The 14,721-nt window shown below is 65.4% G+C and carries 14 protein-coding genes; 4 read left to right on the top strand and 10 right to left on the bottom strand.

Annotated features, from left to right (window positions below; all coding sequences use genetic code 11):
• A complete protein-coding gene (locus VSR68_RS10315; protein ID WP_342939736.1) occupies nt 1–645 on the top strand; it encodes a DUF3455 domain-containing protein in 645 nt (214 codons plus the stop codon).
• A 177-nt stretch (nt 646–822) separates the two neighbouring features.
• Here the strand turns inward: VSR68_RS10315 and sctC are convergent, their stop codons facing one another.
• The 10 genes from sctC to VSR68_RS10265 all read right to left on the bottom strand — a co-directional run bounded on the left by sctC (nt 823) and on the right by VSR68_RS10265 (nt 10,513).
• A complete protein-coding gene (gene sctC, locus VSR68_RS10310) occupies nt 823–2,643 on the bottom strand; it encodes a type III secretion system outer membrane ring subunit SctC (RefSeq protein ID WP_342939735.1) in 1,821 nt (606 codons plus the stop codon).
• A gap of 51 nt (nt 2,644–2,694) precedes the next feature.
• Nucleotides 2,695–4,152: a helix-turn-helix transcriptional regulator gene (locus VSR68_RS10305; protein WP_342939734.1), complete on the bottom strand. Its 1,458-nt coding sequence runs from the start codon at nt 4,150–4,152 to the stop codon at nt 2,695–2,697.
• 243 nt (nt 4,153–4,395) lie between these two features.
• Nucleotides 4,396–5,253: a type III secretion system export apparatus subunit SctT gene (gene sctT, locus VSR68_RS10300; protein WP_342939733.1), complete on the bottom strand. Its 858-nt coding sequence runs from the start codon at nt 5,251–5,253 to the stop codon at nt 4,396–4,398.
• Nucleotides 5,250–5,747 (bottom strand): type III secretion protein, encoded by a 498-nt coding sequence (locus VSR68_RS10295; protein WP_342939732.1) that lies wholly within the window; start codon nt 5,745–5,747, stop codon nt 5,250–5,252. Before VSR68_RS10295 ends, sctT begins: the two co-directional genes overlap by 4 nt.
• A gap of 10 nt (nt 5,748–5,757) precedes the next feature.
• Entirely contained in the window at nt 5,758–7,119 is a 1,362-nt protein-coding gene (gene sctN, locus VSR68_RS10290; RefSeq protein ID WP_342939862.1) for a type III secretion system ATPase SctN, read from the bottom strand.
• Between the two features lie 32 nt (nt 7,120–7,151).
• Nucleotides 7,152–7,937: a type III secretion system stator protein SctL gene (gene sctL / locus VSR68_RS10285; RefSeq protein ID WP_342939731.1), complete on the bottom strand. Its 786-nt coding sequence runs from the start codon at nt 7,935–7,937 to the stop codon at nt 7,152–7,154.
• Nucleotides 7,922–8,716 (bottom strand): type III secretion protein HrpB4, encoded by a 795-nt coding sequence (locus tag VSR68_RS10280; RefSeq protein WP_342939730.1) that lies wholly within the window; start codon nt 8,714–8,716, stop codon nt 7,922–7,924. The genes sctL and VSR68_RS10280 overlap by 16 nt, the downstream gene beginning before the upstream one ends.
• Nucleotides 8,713–9,513, bottom strand: a complete 801-nt coding sequence (gene sctJ, locus VSR68_RS10275; RefSeq protein WP_428983485.1) for a type III secretion system inner membrane ring lipoprotein SctJ — start codon at nt 9,511–9,513, stop codon at nt 8,713–8,715. Before sctJ ends, VSR68_RS10280 begins: the two co-directional genes overlap by 4 nt.
• Nucleotides 9,513–9,905: a type III secretion protein gene (locus tag VSR68_RS10270; RefSeq protein ID WP_342939729.1), complete on the bottom strand. Its 393-nt coding sequence runs from the start codon at nt 9,903–9,905 to the stop codon at nt 9,513–9,515. The genes sctJ and VSR68_RS10270 overlap by 1 nt, the downstream gene beginning before the upstream one ends.
• A gap of 14 nt (nt 9,906–9,919) precedes the next feature.
• The gene (locus VSR68_RS10265; RefSeq protein WP_342939728.1) at nt 9,920–10,513 is read right to left on the bottom strand and encodes an HrpB1 family type III secretion system apparatus protein; all 594 of its coding nucleotides are present in this window, start codon (nt 10,511–10,513) and stop codon (nt 9,920–9,922) included.
• A 344-nt stretch (nt 10,514–10,857) separates the two neighbouring features.
• On the opposite strand from VSR68_RS10265, the gene sctU reads away from it, so the two are divergent.
• From sctU to sctP, 3 genes are read left to right on the top strand one after another with little or no spacing between them, the layout of a single operon-like run.
• Nucleotides 10,858–11,946, top strand: a complete 1,089-nt coding sequence (gene sctU / locus VSR68_RS10260) for a type III secretion system export apparatus subunit SctU (RefSeq protein ID WP_342939727.1) — start codon at nt 10,858–10,860, stop codon at nt 11,944–11,946.
• Between the two features lie 52 nt (nt 11,947–11,998).
• On the top strand, nt 11,999–14,083 hold the full coding sequence (gene sctV / locus VSR68_RS10255; protein WP_342939726.1) for a type III secretion system export apparatus subunit SctV: 2,085 nt from the start codon (nt 11,999–12,001) through the stop codon (nt 14,081–14,083).
• Between the two features lie 8 nt (nt 14,084–14,091).
• The gene (gene sctP / locus VSR68_RS10250) at nt 14,092–14,655 is read left to right on the top strand and encodes a type III secretion system protein SctP (RefSeq protein ID WP_342939725.1); all 564 of its coding nucleotides are present in this window, start codon (nt 14,092–14,094) and stop codon (nt 14,653–14,655) included.
• Nucleotides 14,656–14,721: the final 66 nt, after the last annotated feature.

Below are 14,721 nucleotides of genomic sequence, written 5' to 3'. Positions count from 1 at the left end.
ATGAAACGCGCCGCCGCGACTGCCGGCGCGATAACGCTGCTGCTGGCGGGCGCGGGTTGCGCGAGCGTGCCGCAAGCCGCGCGTCAGGCGGGTTTTCCGCCCGCACTAGAACCCGCGCAAGGCGAAGTATTGGGCGACACGCTGCACGCTCAAGGCGACATGCGTTATGTATGCGTGCGCAAGGAAGCGGACCACGCGAGCGCGCCTTCCGCCGATTTTGCCGCATACACATGGAAACCCATCGGCACATTTGCACGGCTTCTCGACGACAAGGGCCATGCCGTCGCGCTCGTCACACCCGAACGCTATTACTCCGCGTATGACGGCAGCTACGTCGTCGCGCGTGTGACAGACACCGTGCAGCCCGATCCGCAAACGCTGCCGTGGACGCGCGAAGCGATCCGCTTCACGGCGGCATCGTCGAACGGAGATGGACGCTTTGCACGAACGGCGGCGATCGTGCGCGCGCATACGATCGGCGGGCTTGCGCCTGGCGGTGCGTGCGATCAGGAACGCGCGAGTCTCGCGGTGCCGTATTTCGCCACGTATCTGATCTATCGGCATGTCGATGCACATACCGGCGCCGCAGCGCCTCGCGCGGCGTCCGTTGGCATCGACACGCGCATCGGCGTCACGGCGCAGTAGCCGCCGCTTCGTTCGCGCCGCTCGGGAAAAACCGGCGGCGTTCCCCCGCCGAGCTGCACTCGAATCCGCACCCCGGACAACGACTCATCCGCGCGGGCAGCACGCACGTCATGGATACGGACCTGAAGCGGATCGCCGTACACGGTTCGCGATGCGCGCGAATGGAGCACGCCGCGCTCAGAACTCGATCACGCGCGGCGTGAGCAACACGAGCCGTTCCATATGGCTGCTCTGATGCGTACGTGAGCGGAACAACGCGCCGAGCACGGGAATCTTCGACAGCACGGGCACACCCGTATTCAGATTCGAATCGTTGTCGACACGATAGCCGGCGATCAGCAGACTCTGCCCTTCCGACACAACGGCCTCCGTGTTGATCTCGCTCGTCCGAATCTCGGGAATATCCTTCACGGTGTTGCCCGTCGGCTGGCCGTCTTCCACATGCACTTGCAGCTTGATCTGCTGTGCGCCGTTCGCATCGACGACCATGGGCAGCACGCGAAGCGTATTGCCCACCTGCACGCTGAACAGATTGCTCGACGTAAAGCCCGACACGGGGATGAAGAACTGCGTCTTGTTGTTCATCACGGCTTCGACGTTGTCGAGCGTCGCGACCTTCGGGCTCGCATCGATCCGCGCGAGGTTGGTCTGCTCAAGCGCGTCGACGCGTGTCAGCAGATAGCGGCCCGCGTCGCCGACCACAGCCGTCAGCGAGCCGCCCGTCGGCGTCGCCGTCGCGGCCAGATTACCCGCCGTATCGAGCGATGAGAACGTCGGGCTCACGGTGCCGTTGAAGTTGTTCGCGTCGGCGCTGCCGCGACCTGTCTGGAAGTCGAAGTGGCTCGAATGCGCGTGCCAGTCGACACCCAGTTGCTTCAGCGCGCCATCGTCGATCTCGATGATGTGCGCTTCGATCTCGACCATTCTGCGCTTCACATCCAGCCGGTCGATCAGTTGCTGATACTGGCCGACGCGATCGGGCAGATCGCGGATCAGCACGGAATTGGTCCGCGCATCGGCCTGGATCACGGGCAGCGAGCCCGCGCCGTCCGGCACGGCCGCCGTCGCGGCGCGGCCGGCGCCCTGACCGCCGCCCTGACCGCCGCCCTGTCCGCCGCCTGAAGCGCCGCCCGCTGCGCCGCCATAGCCGCCGCCCGGCAATGCGCCGACCGGCCCGCCGCCCGCTGCCGCGACGCCCGCGAACACGTCGGGCAGCGGCGGATTCACGCCGTTGCTGTTGTACGGCGAGCCGCCGCTCGTGCCGCCTTGCACGTCCGCGTAAGGGCTGACCTGCTGCAGGTTCGCCGTGCCGTCCGCCGACCCACGCGACGTGCCCTGCTGGTCGCTGTCCCGTTCCGGGTGATAGAGGCTGGCCAGCACGTGCGCGACGCCCGGTATGACCTGCGTGTTGCCGTTCACGGTGATCGTGTGATCGGCTGCCCAGCCGTAACGCAGCGGGTACGCTCGCACTTCGCTGCCCGTGCGCCGGTTTGCGTTCTGATCGAGGCGCGCGGCTACCTCATCGACCAGCTGGATCAGCCGGTGCGGCCCCGTGATCAGCGCGACGCCCTGCTCGGGGTCGTAGACGATCGGAAAGCGGTCAGTGTCGAGCCCGATCTGCTTGAGCGTCGCGCGAAGGCTCTGCGTGCCCGCGAAGTCGAGCTTGATGACCTTGGTGGTCACATCGTCGGCGGTGCTGATCGACAGCACGCTGCCGTCGTAGAACCAGACGAAGCCGAACGTCGCCGCCATCGTGTCGATGAACCTGCGCGGCGGCAGATCGAAGCGTCCCGACACGGTGCCCTGCACGTTCGGCGCGATCGTCGCGATGATGCCCTGGCTCGCGGCGAAGTCGCGCAGCACGTCCTTCAGATCGCGGCTTTCCACCGAAATATGCACTTCCCCGGGACGCCACGAGATCGGCGCGGCATGGCCTGCGTTCAGGCCCAACATCAGCAGAGTGGCCGCGATCGCGCGGCAACGGAAGGTGAGTCTCATGTTCGACGCTCGGATAGGTATGGTTCTGGTGAAATCTGCTGGCGTTGCGGGTCAGCGGTTCAGCGTGTCGGAAGGCGATTCGTTGAACTCGCGGCGATAGTTGTTGACGAGCGTCGAGCGGTTGCTGACGCCCCATTTGACGGCCGTCGCGAGAATGCCCTGCTCATGCGCGCTGTCGTCGTCTTCGAGGTCCGCGCGGATACGCTCCATGCGCAACCGGCGGATGATTTCCGTCGGTGTCGCACCGAGGCTCGCCTTGAAGGCGCTTTGCAGCGCGCGATCGGTCACGCCGATCTGCGCGGCGATTTCGCGGATCGACAGGTCCTTGCGCTCGAGGTTATCGAGCAGATACCGATACGCGCGCCGGTAACGCGCGGGCAGCCGCGTGCCGATGTCGTCGAGCTGTTCCGGCGCGCGTGCGATGCGCTGGCCGTAGCGCGCGAGCGCGCCCGCTTCGTCGCGGATACAATGGACGGCGGCGAGCGCATAACGCGTGTACATCTCCAGCGATTCGCCGTTGCGCCCCTGCACGTGACGCAGCTTGGCGAGGCAGTACAGATACTCGAGCTGCCGATGGCTCTGCGGCAGGCGCACTTCAGCCGTCAGCAGCGCCAGAATCGACTCGGCCAGCGACGACGCGCCGCCCGCGAGACTGGCGAGCACGATCTCGATGCGCACCGCGCTCTGATAGTTCTGGATGCCCTGCTTGCCCGCCCATTCGGCGTGCGCCAGGATCTGCTGCTGCGCGTCGCGCTCGCCGTCCGCGAGTTGCACCAGTCCATCGAGGAACGCAACGCGGCCCCGCAGCAGCGGATCGGCGATCGCGCCCGTCAGCAGGCGCCGTGCGGCCGGCCGCTGCGGCGCGACGCGCGGCGCGGCGTCGCCCGTCAAACCCACTTGCCAGTAGATGTGATCGGACAGCGCGGCGCGCGAGCGCAGCGCGCTCTGCGCTTCGACATCGAAACGCACGGTGCTCAGCAGCCGCTGCCAGCCGGCAGAATCGAGCAAAGCGTTATCGTTCGACGTGGCCTCGTCGAGCAGGTCTTCGAGCGTATCGAGCACGGCATCCGCATCGCGCAGACGTCCGACGCAGAACAGCACGCCGAACGCGCCGAAGAGAGCGTCGAGTCGCAGCGCAACGCTCGCCTGCGGATGATCGGCGATCTGCATGAAGCACGACATCGCGGTACCGTAGCGGTAGCGGAACAGCGCCTGCCAGCCGGCGTTGCGGCAAGACGCGAAGCGCATGCCGTCCTTGTCGTCGCGCATGCGCTTTTGCGCTTCGCGGAACGAATCGTCGGCGTCCACCTCCATGCCGAGCGACAGTTGCAGATCGCCCTGCAATTGCAGCAGCGCGGCGGGCGTCGCGTCGTCGTGCTGATCGACGAGGCGCTGCACGTGCGCGGCCGCAGGCTGCACATTGCCGTTGCGGATCAGTTCGACGACGCTGGAGGGCGCCGACGCCGCGTTGAGCATCGACACGAACGGGAAGTAGTAGGTAACGAGCATGGCTGGTTCCGTCGTAAGGCTCGCGCAGCGATAGAGGCGACGCTGCCTGAGCGCATTGAAACGATCGCGACGCTTTCGATGCCTGCGTCGCGGCGACGGAATGCACTGTAGCCAAAAGAGAATGTGAAATTCTCAATAATCTGATGAAAGCGTTGAGGCTTGAGTAAAGTTGAGATTCTGCGTTCCGTGCAGACAAGAACCCTCAACAAATCTCAGTTCCTTTGCGTTCCCGCGCCGTTGACATCACGGCGTCACATCGTCGGATCGAGGCTTTGTGCCTGGCTTCAGATCGGTGTCGCGATCGCTCGTCTGCGCAATCGCGCGCACCTGCTGCGTGAAGAGCCGCAGATCGAGCTGATCCTGCACCTGATGCACGAAGAGTCCCGTGAACACCGCGAGCATCAGCACCGTCACCGCACCCTTGATCGGCTGGCTGAGCGCGCTCAGATCGAGCTTTTGCGCAGCCTTCGACGCCAGATTCGCACCGAGGTCGATCAGCAGCAGCACGAGCAGCATCGGCGCGGCGAGCTTCGCGATGGTCTGCATCAACGTGTCGGTCTGATGCATCGCGAACACGCCGAGAAAATCCGTCGACATCGGTTTCGCCGACGCGACGGGCCACCAGCGATACGACTCGTATAGCGCCTCCAGCAGAAACTGCATGCCGCCCAGCGACCAGAACGCGACGGTCGCGATCTGGCCGAGCAAGGTGGCGGACGGCGTCGATTGCTGCGAGAGCATCGGGTTGCTCATCTGCGCGTTGTTGTAGCCCGTCAGATTGTCGAGATAGATGCCCGCGCCTTCCGCGACCCAGAACACGGTCGCCGCCGCAAAGCCCATGACGACGCCGATCAGCGTTTCGCGCAGCGCGGTCATCATCAATGTGAATCCGGTCAGGGAATCGGCGAACGATGGCGGCTGCGCAAGCGCGACGATCAGCGTGAAGCCGAGTGCGACGCCGTTGCGCAAGCGCCCCTGCAGCACGCCTTCGGCCGTCGGCGGAAAGAGCGTCATGATCGCGTAGAGCCGCAGCGAGCAGACGCCGAGCACGGCAAGGTGCTTGAGAAGCCACGGGCCGTAAAGTCGCAACAGATCGGTCATGCGCGCGCAAGGCGCGCGAGCGCCGTCTCCTCGATGTCTTCGTCTTCCGCGTCGGCGGCGATGCCATCGAGCACGCGCTGCAATTTGCCGATGCGTGCTTTGCACACGTCAATACGTCCGCGATGTTTCGCAATCTCGCGGCGCGTGCTCGCGATCGTGTCATCGTGTTCGGCGACGGCCTGTTGCGTTGCCATCAGCGCATCGAGCGCGGCGGCATGCGCGCGATCCACTTCGTCGGCGTAGAGACGGATCGCCGTCAACGTATCGATCGAAAACGGCTCCGCGCCCGTCATCATCGCGCTGGCGCGCTGCCAGTAAGATCGCGCCTGCGCTTCGAGCGCCGCCGCATGATCGCGCGCCTGCCCTTCGCGCTCGACGAGCGGCAAACGTGCCGCGACGAGTTGCGCAAGCCGCGCACGCAGGTCCTGTTCGAAGCGCTGACGGCGCGACACGGCGCGCAACAACGCGGCGATCTCGCGTTCGGGCGTACTCATCGCGGCGTGCTCATTGCGCGTCCCCTTGCGCGAGTTCGTGCAGCGCTGCTTCTGTTTCGGCGGGGTCCGCGTATGAATCGGTCGGTTGCGAGAGGAACGCCTTCAGCGCGTCGATCTTCGCGATCGCTTCGTCGGCGAGCGCGTTCGTGCCCGGCTGGTATTCGCCGATCTGCAGCAGCATGTCCACCTCGCGATGCTTCGCGAGCAGCATGCGCAGCCGCGAAGACGACGCCATGAATTCGCGCGGCATCACCTGCGGCATCACGCGCGACAGACTGCCGAGCACATCGATGGCCGGATAACGGTTTTGCGCGGCAATTTCGCGCGACAAGATCAAATGGCCGTCGAGCACGCCGCGCACTTCTTCCGCGATGGGATCGCTGCCTGACTCGTCTTCGGCGAGCACCGTGTAGAGCGCCGTGATCGAGCCGCGCTCGCCCATGCCCGCGCGTTCCAGCAGGCGCGGCAACTCGGCGAACACGGACGGCGGAAAGCCGCGCCGCGCGGGCGGCTCGCCCGCCGCGAGACCGATTTCGCGGCCCGCGCGCGCAAAGCGCGTCAGCGAATCCATCATCAGCAGCACGCGCTTGCCTTCGTCGCGGAAGTGCTCGGCAATCGCCGTCGCCACATACGCGGCTTTCGCCCGTTCGCTCGACGAGCGGTCCGACGTCGCGCACACAATCACGGAACGCGCCATGCCTTTCTCGCCCAGAATCAGCTCGACGAATTCGCGCACTTCGCGGCCGCGTTCGCCGATCAGCGCAATCACGTTGATATCGCATTGCGCGCCGCGCGCGAGCATGCCGAGCAAGGTACTTTTGCCGACACCCGCCGGCGCGAAAATGCCCATACGCTGTCCTTCGGCGAGCGTTGTCATCGCGTCGATCACGCGCACGCCCGTGACCATCGGATGCTCGATCATGCGGCGTGTCATCGGGTTCGGCGGGTCAGCGAAAATCGGCCGACTGTCTTCGGCTTCGATCGGGCCGTGGCCGTCCATCGGCCGGCCGAGCGCATCGATCACACGGCCGAGCAGCCCGTCGCCGACGGGCACGGACAACGGCCGCTGCAAGCCGATCACGTGCGTCGCGCGCGACACTTCCGACAACTGCGCGAACGGTGACACGACGGCATGCTCGCGCGTGAAGCCGATCACTTCGCCATGCTGCAACAGCTTGCCTTGCGGCGTGCGCAGCTCGCACAGTTCACCGAGCTTCAGGTCGATGCCGGCGACCTTGATCAGCGTGCCGACCACTTCGGCGATCTTGCCCGTCTGGCGCACGGGCAACAGCGAACGGATTTCGCGTTCGATCGCGCCGCCGAGTTCGCGCAGGCCGTGTTCGTGCTGACCGAACACATCGGTCAGCGGCATGTCTTGCAGTGCATTCGAAGCGGTCGTGTCCATCAGGTTGTCTCGGCTGACTCGGCCCGGCTGGCTTCGACCGGTGTCTGTGTTTTCAGCAACGTATTCAGCGCGCGGACGATGGCCGCGCGCATCGAATCGAGCTGCGTCGACAGGCTCGCGTCGACGATGCCGAGATCCGATTCGCACACGCATGCGCCCGGCTCCAGACGCGGGTCCGCCGCGACGGCTAGCGGCACGGGCCGTCCCAGCACGCGCAGACGCGCCTCGAATTCGCCGAACGCGGCGCGCGCCGCGTCGAGATCCGCGGGATGGACGCTCACGCGCAAGTTCGCCGAGCCTTCGACGATGCGGTCGATCGTGTCCGTCGCGCGCGCGAACAGGGCTTGCGCACTTTCGGCGCGCACCAGTTGCTCGACGGCGAGCATCACGAGTTCGGCCATCCGGCTGCGCATGCTTTGCTGAAGACGCTGCGCATCGGCGCTCATTGCCGCAATGCGCTCGATCCATTGCGCCTCGCCACGCGCGACGCCTTCGGCATAGCCCCGCTGCGCCGCGTCCTCCCGTTCTCGCGCCGCAGAAGCGACGAGCGCCGCAGCCTCTTCTCTCGCCGCTTGCAGAGTCTGCTCGCGCTCGATCTGCGCGGCGGCGAGAATCGCCTGGCGCTCAGCCTCGACGCGGCCGTAAGCATCGTCGATGGTCGCGAGCATGCCGAAGGTTTCGCGCGGCACAATGTCGCCGACGAGGCCGACGCGCGGTTCGTCCTTGCCTTGTGTCGAGTCGCGAGTCGCGTGCGCGTCGCGCGGCCGGCTCAGCCAGATAACCATGCGTACTCCGGCATAAGAGGTCCAAGACGTTCGCGCAGCAACGCGAGTGCGTCTTCGCATTCGTCTTCCGAAGGCGATGCGGTGATTGCATCCGCGCGTGGCAACGCAAAACGCAACAGCATCCGCTGCGCGCCGGCACGCGGCAGCAACGCAAGGCCTTCCAGCGCGAGTTCCTCCGCATCGAGCGAGCCGAGCGCACGCGTGCCGGCGCGCTCGCGCTTCGCATCCGCGAGCGACGGCGCTTCCGGCGCAGCCTTGCCGAGCAGATCATCGAGCGAACAGCCGATCCATTCCGCCAGCCGCCTACGCGTCGTGCGATCGACGAGTCGCCGCACTTCTGCGCGCCGCGCCAGCAGCGCGAGCATTCGCAGTGTCTGCAAGCCCGTTGCGATCGGCAGCGCGTCGAGCCGAGACGCGGGCACGATGCGGAAAAGATCGAGCGTCGGCGGCGCGGGCAGCAGCACGCGCAACACGGCGAGCGCGCACGTTTCGTCGCAACGCATGTGCAATTCGGCTAACGCTTCCTCAAAGCACACTTGCGCGCGCAGCGTCCCGTCGATGCCCAATGCAAGCGCAAGCCAGTCACGATGCAACCACTGCAACGCGCTGCGCGCATTGCGTTGCCAGCCGAGCAGTATCTGCACGGCGTCGGCGAATGCGAGCGGCGGCTCGCTTGCGGGCCTCTCGCTTGCGGGCCTTTTACGTGGCATTGCAGCGACCGCGCGCATCGTTCCCTGCGCGAGCGCGACATCGACGGGCTTTGCAAGCGCCGCAGTCATGTGGACTTCTGCCTGCGTCCCGGCAGACGTTGCGCGAGCGCACGGAAGCTCGCCTTCACCGGCGCGATCAGCCCGCCGAGGCGCGCCCGAAACACATAGCCCGCTGCGCCCGCCGCAACGATCAGCGCGAACAGCCCGCTCAGCACGAACGGCCAGACGGGTGCATGCGACGGCAGGCGGCTGTCGAAATCGACCTGATCCGCCGGCACGCCCGTCACGCTGACCTGATCGTATGAAAGCCCTTCGACGCTATGCACGACGAGATTCTTGATCTGCGGCACGAGCGCATCGAGTTCGAGGCCGGGCCGGTATTTGATGAACACGGCCGCGGACGACGGCTTGATCGTCTGCGCGAGCGGATCGTTGTTCGGAATCACGATCTGCACGCGCGCCACCAGCACACCGTCGATATGCGACAGCGTACCCGACAGTTCCTGCGACAACCCGTAGATGAAGCGCACGCGCTCTTCCGTCGGCGTCGACACGAGACCGTCCTTCTTGAACAGGCTGCCGAGATCGTCGAACTTGCTGTGCGGCAGGCCTTTTTCGCGCAGCACCTGCATCGCGCGCACCATGTCGCCGTCCTCGACCTGCAACGTATAGGTCTTGCCGCCGTCGGGCGAGGTCTTTTCAGCAGACAGACCGCGCTCCAGCAACGCGACCGTCATTTCGTTGACGTCCTCTTCGGCGAGGCCTGTGTAAAGCTCTTTCTTGCAGCCCGCCAGCAGCACGCACGCGACGAACAGGCCGCCCATCACGGCGCGTCTTGCGGCAGAAAGCCGGGTTCTCGTGTTCATCACTGGTTCTTCATCAGCGTTTCAGCCGACGACTTCGACGCCGACACGACGGCCATCTTGGTCTGGAAGTCGAACTGTGCGAGCGACAGGTTCAGCGACACCTGCGCAGCCGCTGCAATCTGGTTCGTCGGCGAAAGCGATGCAGAGTTCGCGTTCAGCGCCGCGACCTGTTCGAGCGCCGCTTCCATCTGGCCGTCCTGCTTGCGGATCGCGTCGACGAGATGATTGTCCGCGTGCTGCGCGGCGTCGCCGCCTGGCGCGACCAACGGTTGCTGCATCAGATCTTCGAAACGGCTGACGGATTCGGGCGGCGGCATTTGCGGCAACTGCTCGGGTTGCGCGGCTTCGGTGGCGGCGTGCATGGCCGTTTCGGCAACGGTTGAGATCGACATGATGGCTCCTCGAATCAGGCGCGCAGAAACGCGTGCGACGCGAACGCCGGCGCATCACCCGACAGCGGACGTGTCGTCTTCGACTGCGCGCTTTCCTGCTCTTGCGCGAAATCGCGATACGACTCGGGCATCACGAACTCGCCGCCGCGATGATTTGCGCGTGCGGCTTCGAGATCGGCACGCACGCCGAGCGCGCGGACCAGCGCGCGCGTCTCCGGCCCCGCTTCGCCTTCGAGCGCCTGATCGGCCCATTGACGCCAGCCGGCGTCGTTCTGCGACGCAAGGCAGTATGCATACATCGCCTTCGCATACGCGAACGACGGCACAGAGTCGATCACGTCGCGCAACGTGCGCGACGCCTCTTCCCAACGGCCATTGACGATATGCAGCACGCCCGCCAGCGTGTCGATCTCGGCCACCTTCGGACGGAACGCGCGCAGCGCGTCGAGCACCAGTTCGATGTCGGCCGTATCGGCGGAGGCTTTCGGAAAGTGCCGGAATAGACCCGCCGACGCAATCTCGATCAGCGCATTCAAGGTGGCATCGCCGCATTGCAAATAGTTCTGCGCGGCCGGGGCGCAAGCAGGTTGTGACGGTTTCGCGAGCATGGCGTGGACCCTCTTGATGAAAACGGGACGCGGAGCGTCATCGTCAGCAAGGTAGCAAGGGGATAGCACGCTTCCCGCGCCGCAGCCGAAGCGAGTCGCGCGAAAGCGAACCTCGGTGTGTGAATGCAACGCGAACTACAACGCGAACGCGGCGCGATCCACGCCAGCGATCCGCGCCAGCGATCCACCCGCTTCGCCCGCGTGCGCGGGGCTTCGCTTCGCGCAATAGAACGCAAAAGCGGGCGCCCTACACTCCGGCAGCACGGTTCGCGTGAAGCGCACCGCATTCCAGCATCGCGCGCCCGCATCACGCCTGACGCGACGTGCCGCACGAGGAGCGCCCGATGAGCGACGATAAAACCGAACAGCCAACCGAGAAACGCCTGCGCAAGGCGCGCGAGGAAGGCGAGGTCGCGAAGAGCACGGACCTCGTCGACGGCGCGTTGCTGGCCGTCGGCGTCGGCATGCTGATCGCGACGGGCGACAAGATCGTCGATGCGTTGCGCTCGTGCATTTCGATTGCTTTGATGTTCGTCGCCGGTCCGCACGATATGACGACACTGATGCTGGCCGTCAGCCAGATCGGCTCGCGCACGACGGGCGCCATCCTGCCCATGACCGGCGCGGCGATTCTCGCGTCCGTCGTCGCGCTGGCGGGACAGACGGGCATCGTGATTTCGATGAAGGCGGTCGGCCTCAAGTTCGAGAACGTCAGCCCGATGGCGGGCGTCAAGCGCATCTTCTCGCTCAAGTCGCTGCTCGAACTCGCGAAGATGACCATCAAAGGCATCGTGCTCGCGATCGTGATGTGGAAGACGATCACGGGTCTGCTGCCGCTCGTCACGGGTTCGATATTCCAGTCGCTGCCGGATCTGTCGAAGCTCGCGAGCTTCGTCGTGATCCGCTTGCTCGCGGTGGCGGCCGCGCTGTATGTCGTGTTCGGCGGCGTCGACTTCAAGCTGCAGAAGTTCCTGTTCATACGCGGCAAGAAGATGAGCAAGGACGAGATCAAGCGCGAGTTCAAGCAGGACGAAGGCGATCCCATCATCAAGGGCGAGCGAAGGCGTCTCGCGCAGGAACTCGCGACGACGGCGCCGCGCAAGATCGCGACGGCGAGCATGGTGGTCGTCAATCCGACGCACTACGCGGTGGCCGTGCGTTACGCGCCCGACGAATATCCGCTGCCTGTCGTGATCGCCAAGGGCATGGACGAAGCAGCGCTGCAGATGCGTCGCGACGCGCAGTTCGCGGGCGTCGCCATCGTCGGCCATCCGCCCGTTGCGCGCGCGCTCTACAAGGTCGATCTCGACGAGCCGATCCCCGACGAACTGTTCGAAGCCGTCGCTGCGATCCTGCGCTGGGTCGATTCGCTCGCCCTGCCGCGCGACTCCGCAGACTCGACGGCCTCTGCCGCGCCGACGCTGTCCGGCTGAACGCACGCGTCGCGTCCATCAACGCCATTTGCTTCGCTCAACCACCACGCTCATGTTCAAGACACTCAAACTGCCCGCTGGCGGCGAGATCGGCATCCTCGTGATGATCGTCGCGATCGTTTCGCTGATGATCCTGCCGCTGCCGTTCTTCATGATCGACATACTCGTCGGCCTGAATATCGCAACGGCCGTCACGCTGCTGATGATCACGCTCTATGTGCCGAGCGTCGTGTCGCTGTCCGCGTTCCCGTCGATCCTGCTGTTCACGACGCTCTACCGTCTGTCGCTCAGCATCGCGTCGACGAAATCGATCCTGCTGCATGCGGAAGCGGGCGACATCATCGACAGCTTCGGCAAGCTCGTGGTAGGCGGCAATCTCGTGGTCGGCATGGTGGTGTTCATCATCATCACGCTCGTGCAGTTCATCGTGATCGCGAAAGGCTCGGAGCGCGTCGCGGAAGTCGGCGCGCGCTTCACGCTCGACGCGATGCCCGGCAAGCAGATGAGCATCGACGCCGACTTGCGCGCCAACCTGCTGAGCGCCGACGAAGCGCGTCACAAGCGCGCGACCCTCGCGCTCGAAAGCGCGCTGCACGGGGGCATGGACGGCGCGATGAAGTTCGTGAAAGGCGACGCCGTCGCGGGTCTCATCATCACGATGATCAACATCGTCGCAGGCCTCGCCGTCGGCGTGCTGTATCACGGCATGACGGCGGGCGAAGCGGCGAACCGGTTCTCGATTCTCTCCGTCGGCGATGCGATGGTCGCGCAGTTGCCCGCGCTGCTGCTGTCCGTCGCGGCGGGCGTGATGATCACGCGCGTCGCCGACGACCGCGACGAGAAACCGCGCTCGCTGGGCGCCGAAATCGGCAAGCAGTTGATGGGCAGCGCGCCCGCACTCGGTTTTGCGGCGTTGCTGCTGGTCGCGTTCGCGGCCGTGCCGGGTTTTCCGTGGCCGCTCTTTCTCGTGTTGAGCGGCATTCTCGGCTTCACAGCATGGAAGCTGAAAAAGCGCGGACCGTCGCGCGCATTCGAAGACCTCGAAGCCGTGCGTTCGATGCAGCGTGCAGGCGCCAAGAGCGAAACGCCTGCGATTTCCTGCGTGCCGCCCGCGTTTTCGTGCGCGCTGGGCGTGCGGCTCTCATCCGATCTCCGGGGTCGCCTCGCCGTCGACCGGCTCAATCAGGCATTCGAAGCCGAGCGCGCTTCGCTGCAAGAAGAACTCGGCTTGCCGTTTCCCGGCATCCATATGTGGATCAGCGAAAAGCTCGCGCCGTCCACTTGCGAGTTTCTGATGCACGATGTGCCGTCGTTCACGCTCGAACTGCCGCAAGGCAAGGTACTGCTCGTCGACCTTCCGCAACGGCTCGCAGTCCAGCCCGACGATGCGGAAACGAAGGCGCTCGCCGAACGCTGCGAGCAGCGCGACTCGATCGACGGCGGCGGCCAGCCGAGCTACTGGCACGACGAAGCGACGCTCGCCGGCAAGACATCCGGCTGGCGAGCCGAACAGGTGATCGCGCATGTCAGCGTGCAATTGCTCAGGCGCAATGCATCGCTGTTTCTCGGCGTGAACGAAGTACAGTGGATTCAGGAACAGCTCGGCATCGAATATCCGGGCCTGCTCGCCGAAGTGCAAAAAGTGCTGCCGCCGCAGCGTATCGCTGACGTGCTGCGGCGTCTGCTCGAAGAACAGATTCCAATCCGCAATATCCGCAACATCATGGAAAGCCTCATCGCGTGGGGACCAAAAGAGAAAGACGTCCTGATGCTGACCGAGTATGTGCGCGGGGATCTTGCGCGCTTTCTCGCGCATCGGGCCGCACTCGGCGCTCGCATCCTGCCTGCGATCCTGCTCGATGGCCCCGTCGAGCAGCATATCCGCCAGGCGATCAAGCAAACGCCGACGGGCAACTACCTCGCGTTGCCGCCCGATCAGATCAGCTTTCTCGTGGACAGCATCGAATCGTTCGCGGGACTCACGCAGCGTCCGGGCATCGCGCTCGTCACGTCGATGGATATCCGGCGCTACGTGCGGCGCATGATCGAAGGCAGGCTGGGCTGGCTCTCCGTCTATTCGTATCAGGAACTCGGCGGACATCTCGAACTGCAGCCGATCGGCCACGTCACCGCCTGAGGCCGCGCATGTCGAGAATCACATCGCGCCCCGTGCGCGTAATCGCAGCGCCTGTGCAGGCGTCGAACGCTTCGGCGGGCGCGCGCGTTCGGCGGGCGCGGCATGCGGACTTCGCCGCGCTCTTGCGCCGCGACGGCAAGGCCCCGCCTGACGACGATCTTCCCGCCGCTACGCCCGACGATGAGCGTGAGCCCGAACGCCAAGCAGAGCCGTCGCTCGCGCAACGCATCGGCAGCGCGAGCCAGCGCGTCGTGGCCGCCATACTGCGCTGCGAGCAACAGATGCTCGAACTTGCGCATGTGCTTGCGCGGCATGTCGCCGAGTTCGCGTCGAATCCTGCGATCCGCCTGGCCGGTCACTGGGAAGTGACGTTGCGCATCGATCCGCAGCGGCTGCCCGGCACCCAGTTGCATCTGATGCTTTCGCCCGCTGTTCTCTTGCTTCGCTTCGACGTCGAGAGCACTCACACACGCGAACTACTCTTGCAGCATGCCGGCCTGCTCGAACGCGAACTGCGCCAGTTGCTCGCGTCACGAGGCGAAGCGCGCACGCTCGAATTGACGGTTCACTAGCCGCGGGCTGGCGCCGTTCATTTGCAGCGCGGCCGAGAATGCCCCGGCCGGCTTTACGACACGCTA

It is taken from the genome of Paraburkholderia phymatum, from assembly GCF_038900715.1.
GTDB classification, from domain to species: domain Bacteria; phylum Pseudomonadota; class Gammaproteobacteria; order Burkholderiales; family Burkholderiaceae; genus Paraburkholderia; species Paraburkholderia phymatum_A.
The sequence above is the reverse complement of the archived record's forward strand: the minus strand, read 5'-3'. Positions and strand labels throughout refer to the sequence as shown.

Bases quoted from the DNA above. Each gene is read 5' to 3' on its own strand.
- VSR68_RS10315 (WP_342939736.1), top strand. From the start codon at position 1: ATGAAACGCGCCGCCGCGACTGCCGGCGCGATAACGCTGCTGCTGGCG.
- sctC (WP_342939735.1), bottom strand. From the start codon at position 2,643: ATGAGACTCACCTTCCGTTGCCGCGCGATCGCGGCCACTCTGCTGATG.
- VSR68_RS10305 (WP_342939734.1), bottom strand. From the start codon at position 4,152: ATGCTCGTTACCTACTACTTCCCGTTCGTGTCGATGCTCAACGCGGCG.
- sctT (WP_342939733.1), bottom strand. From the start codon at position 5,253: ATGACCGATCTGTTGCGACTTTACGGCCCGTGGCTTCTCAAGCACCTT.
- VSR68_RS10295 (WP_342939732.1), bottom strand. From the start codon at position 5,747: ATGAGTACGCCCGAACGCGAGATCGCCGCGTTGTTGCGCGCCGTGTCG.
- sctN (WP_342939862.1), bottom strand. From the start codon at position 7,119: ATGCCGCTGACCGATGTGTTCGGTCAGCACGAACACGGCCTGCGCGAA.
- sctL (WP_342939731.1), bottom strand. From the start codon at position 7,937: ATGGTTATCTGGCTGAGCCGGCCGCGCGACGCGCACGCGACTCGCGAC.
- VSR68_RS10280 (WP_342939730.1), bottom strand. From the start codon at position 8,716: ATGACTGCGGCGCTTGCAAAGCCCGTCGATGTCGCGCTCGCGCAGGGA.
- sctJ (WP_428983485.1), bottom strand. From the start codon at position 9,513: ATGAACACGAGAACCCGGCTTTCTGCCGCAAGACGCGCCGTGATGGGC.
- VSR68_RS10270 (WP_342939729.1), bottom strand. From the start codon at position 9,905: ATGTCGATCTCAACCGTTGCCGAAACGGCCATGCACGCCGCCACCGAA.
- VSR68_RS10265 (WP_342939728.1), bottom strand. From the start codon at position 10,513: ATGCTCGCGAAACCGTCACAACCTGCTTGCGCCCCGGCCGCGCAGAAC.
- sctU (WP_342939727.1), top strand. From the start codon at position 10,858: ATGAGCGACGATAAAACCGAACAGCCAACCGAGAAACGCCTGCGCAAG.
- sctV (WP_342939726.1), top strand. From the start codon at position 11,999: ATGTTCAAGACACTCAAACTGCCCGCTGGCGGCGAGATCGGCATCCTC.
- sctP (WP_342939725.1), top strand. From the start codon at position 14,092: ATGTCGAGAATCACATCGCGCCCCGTGCGCGTAATCGCAGCGCCTGTG.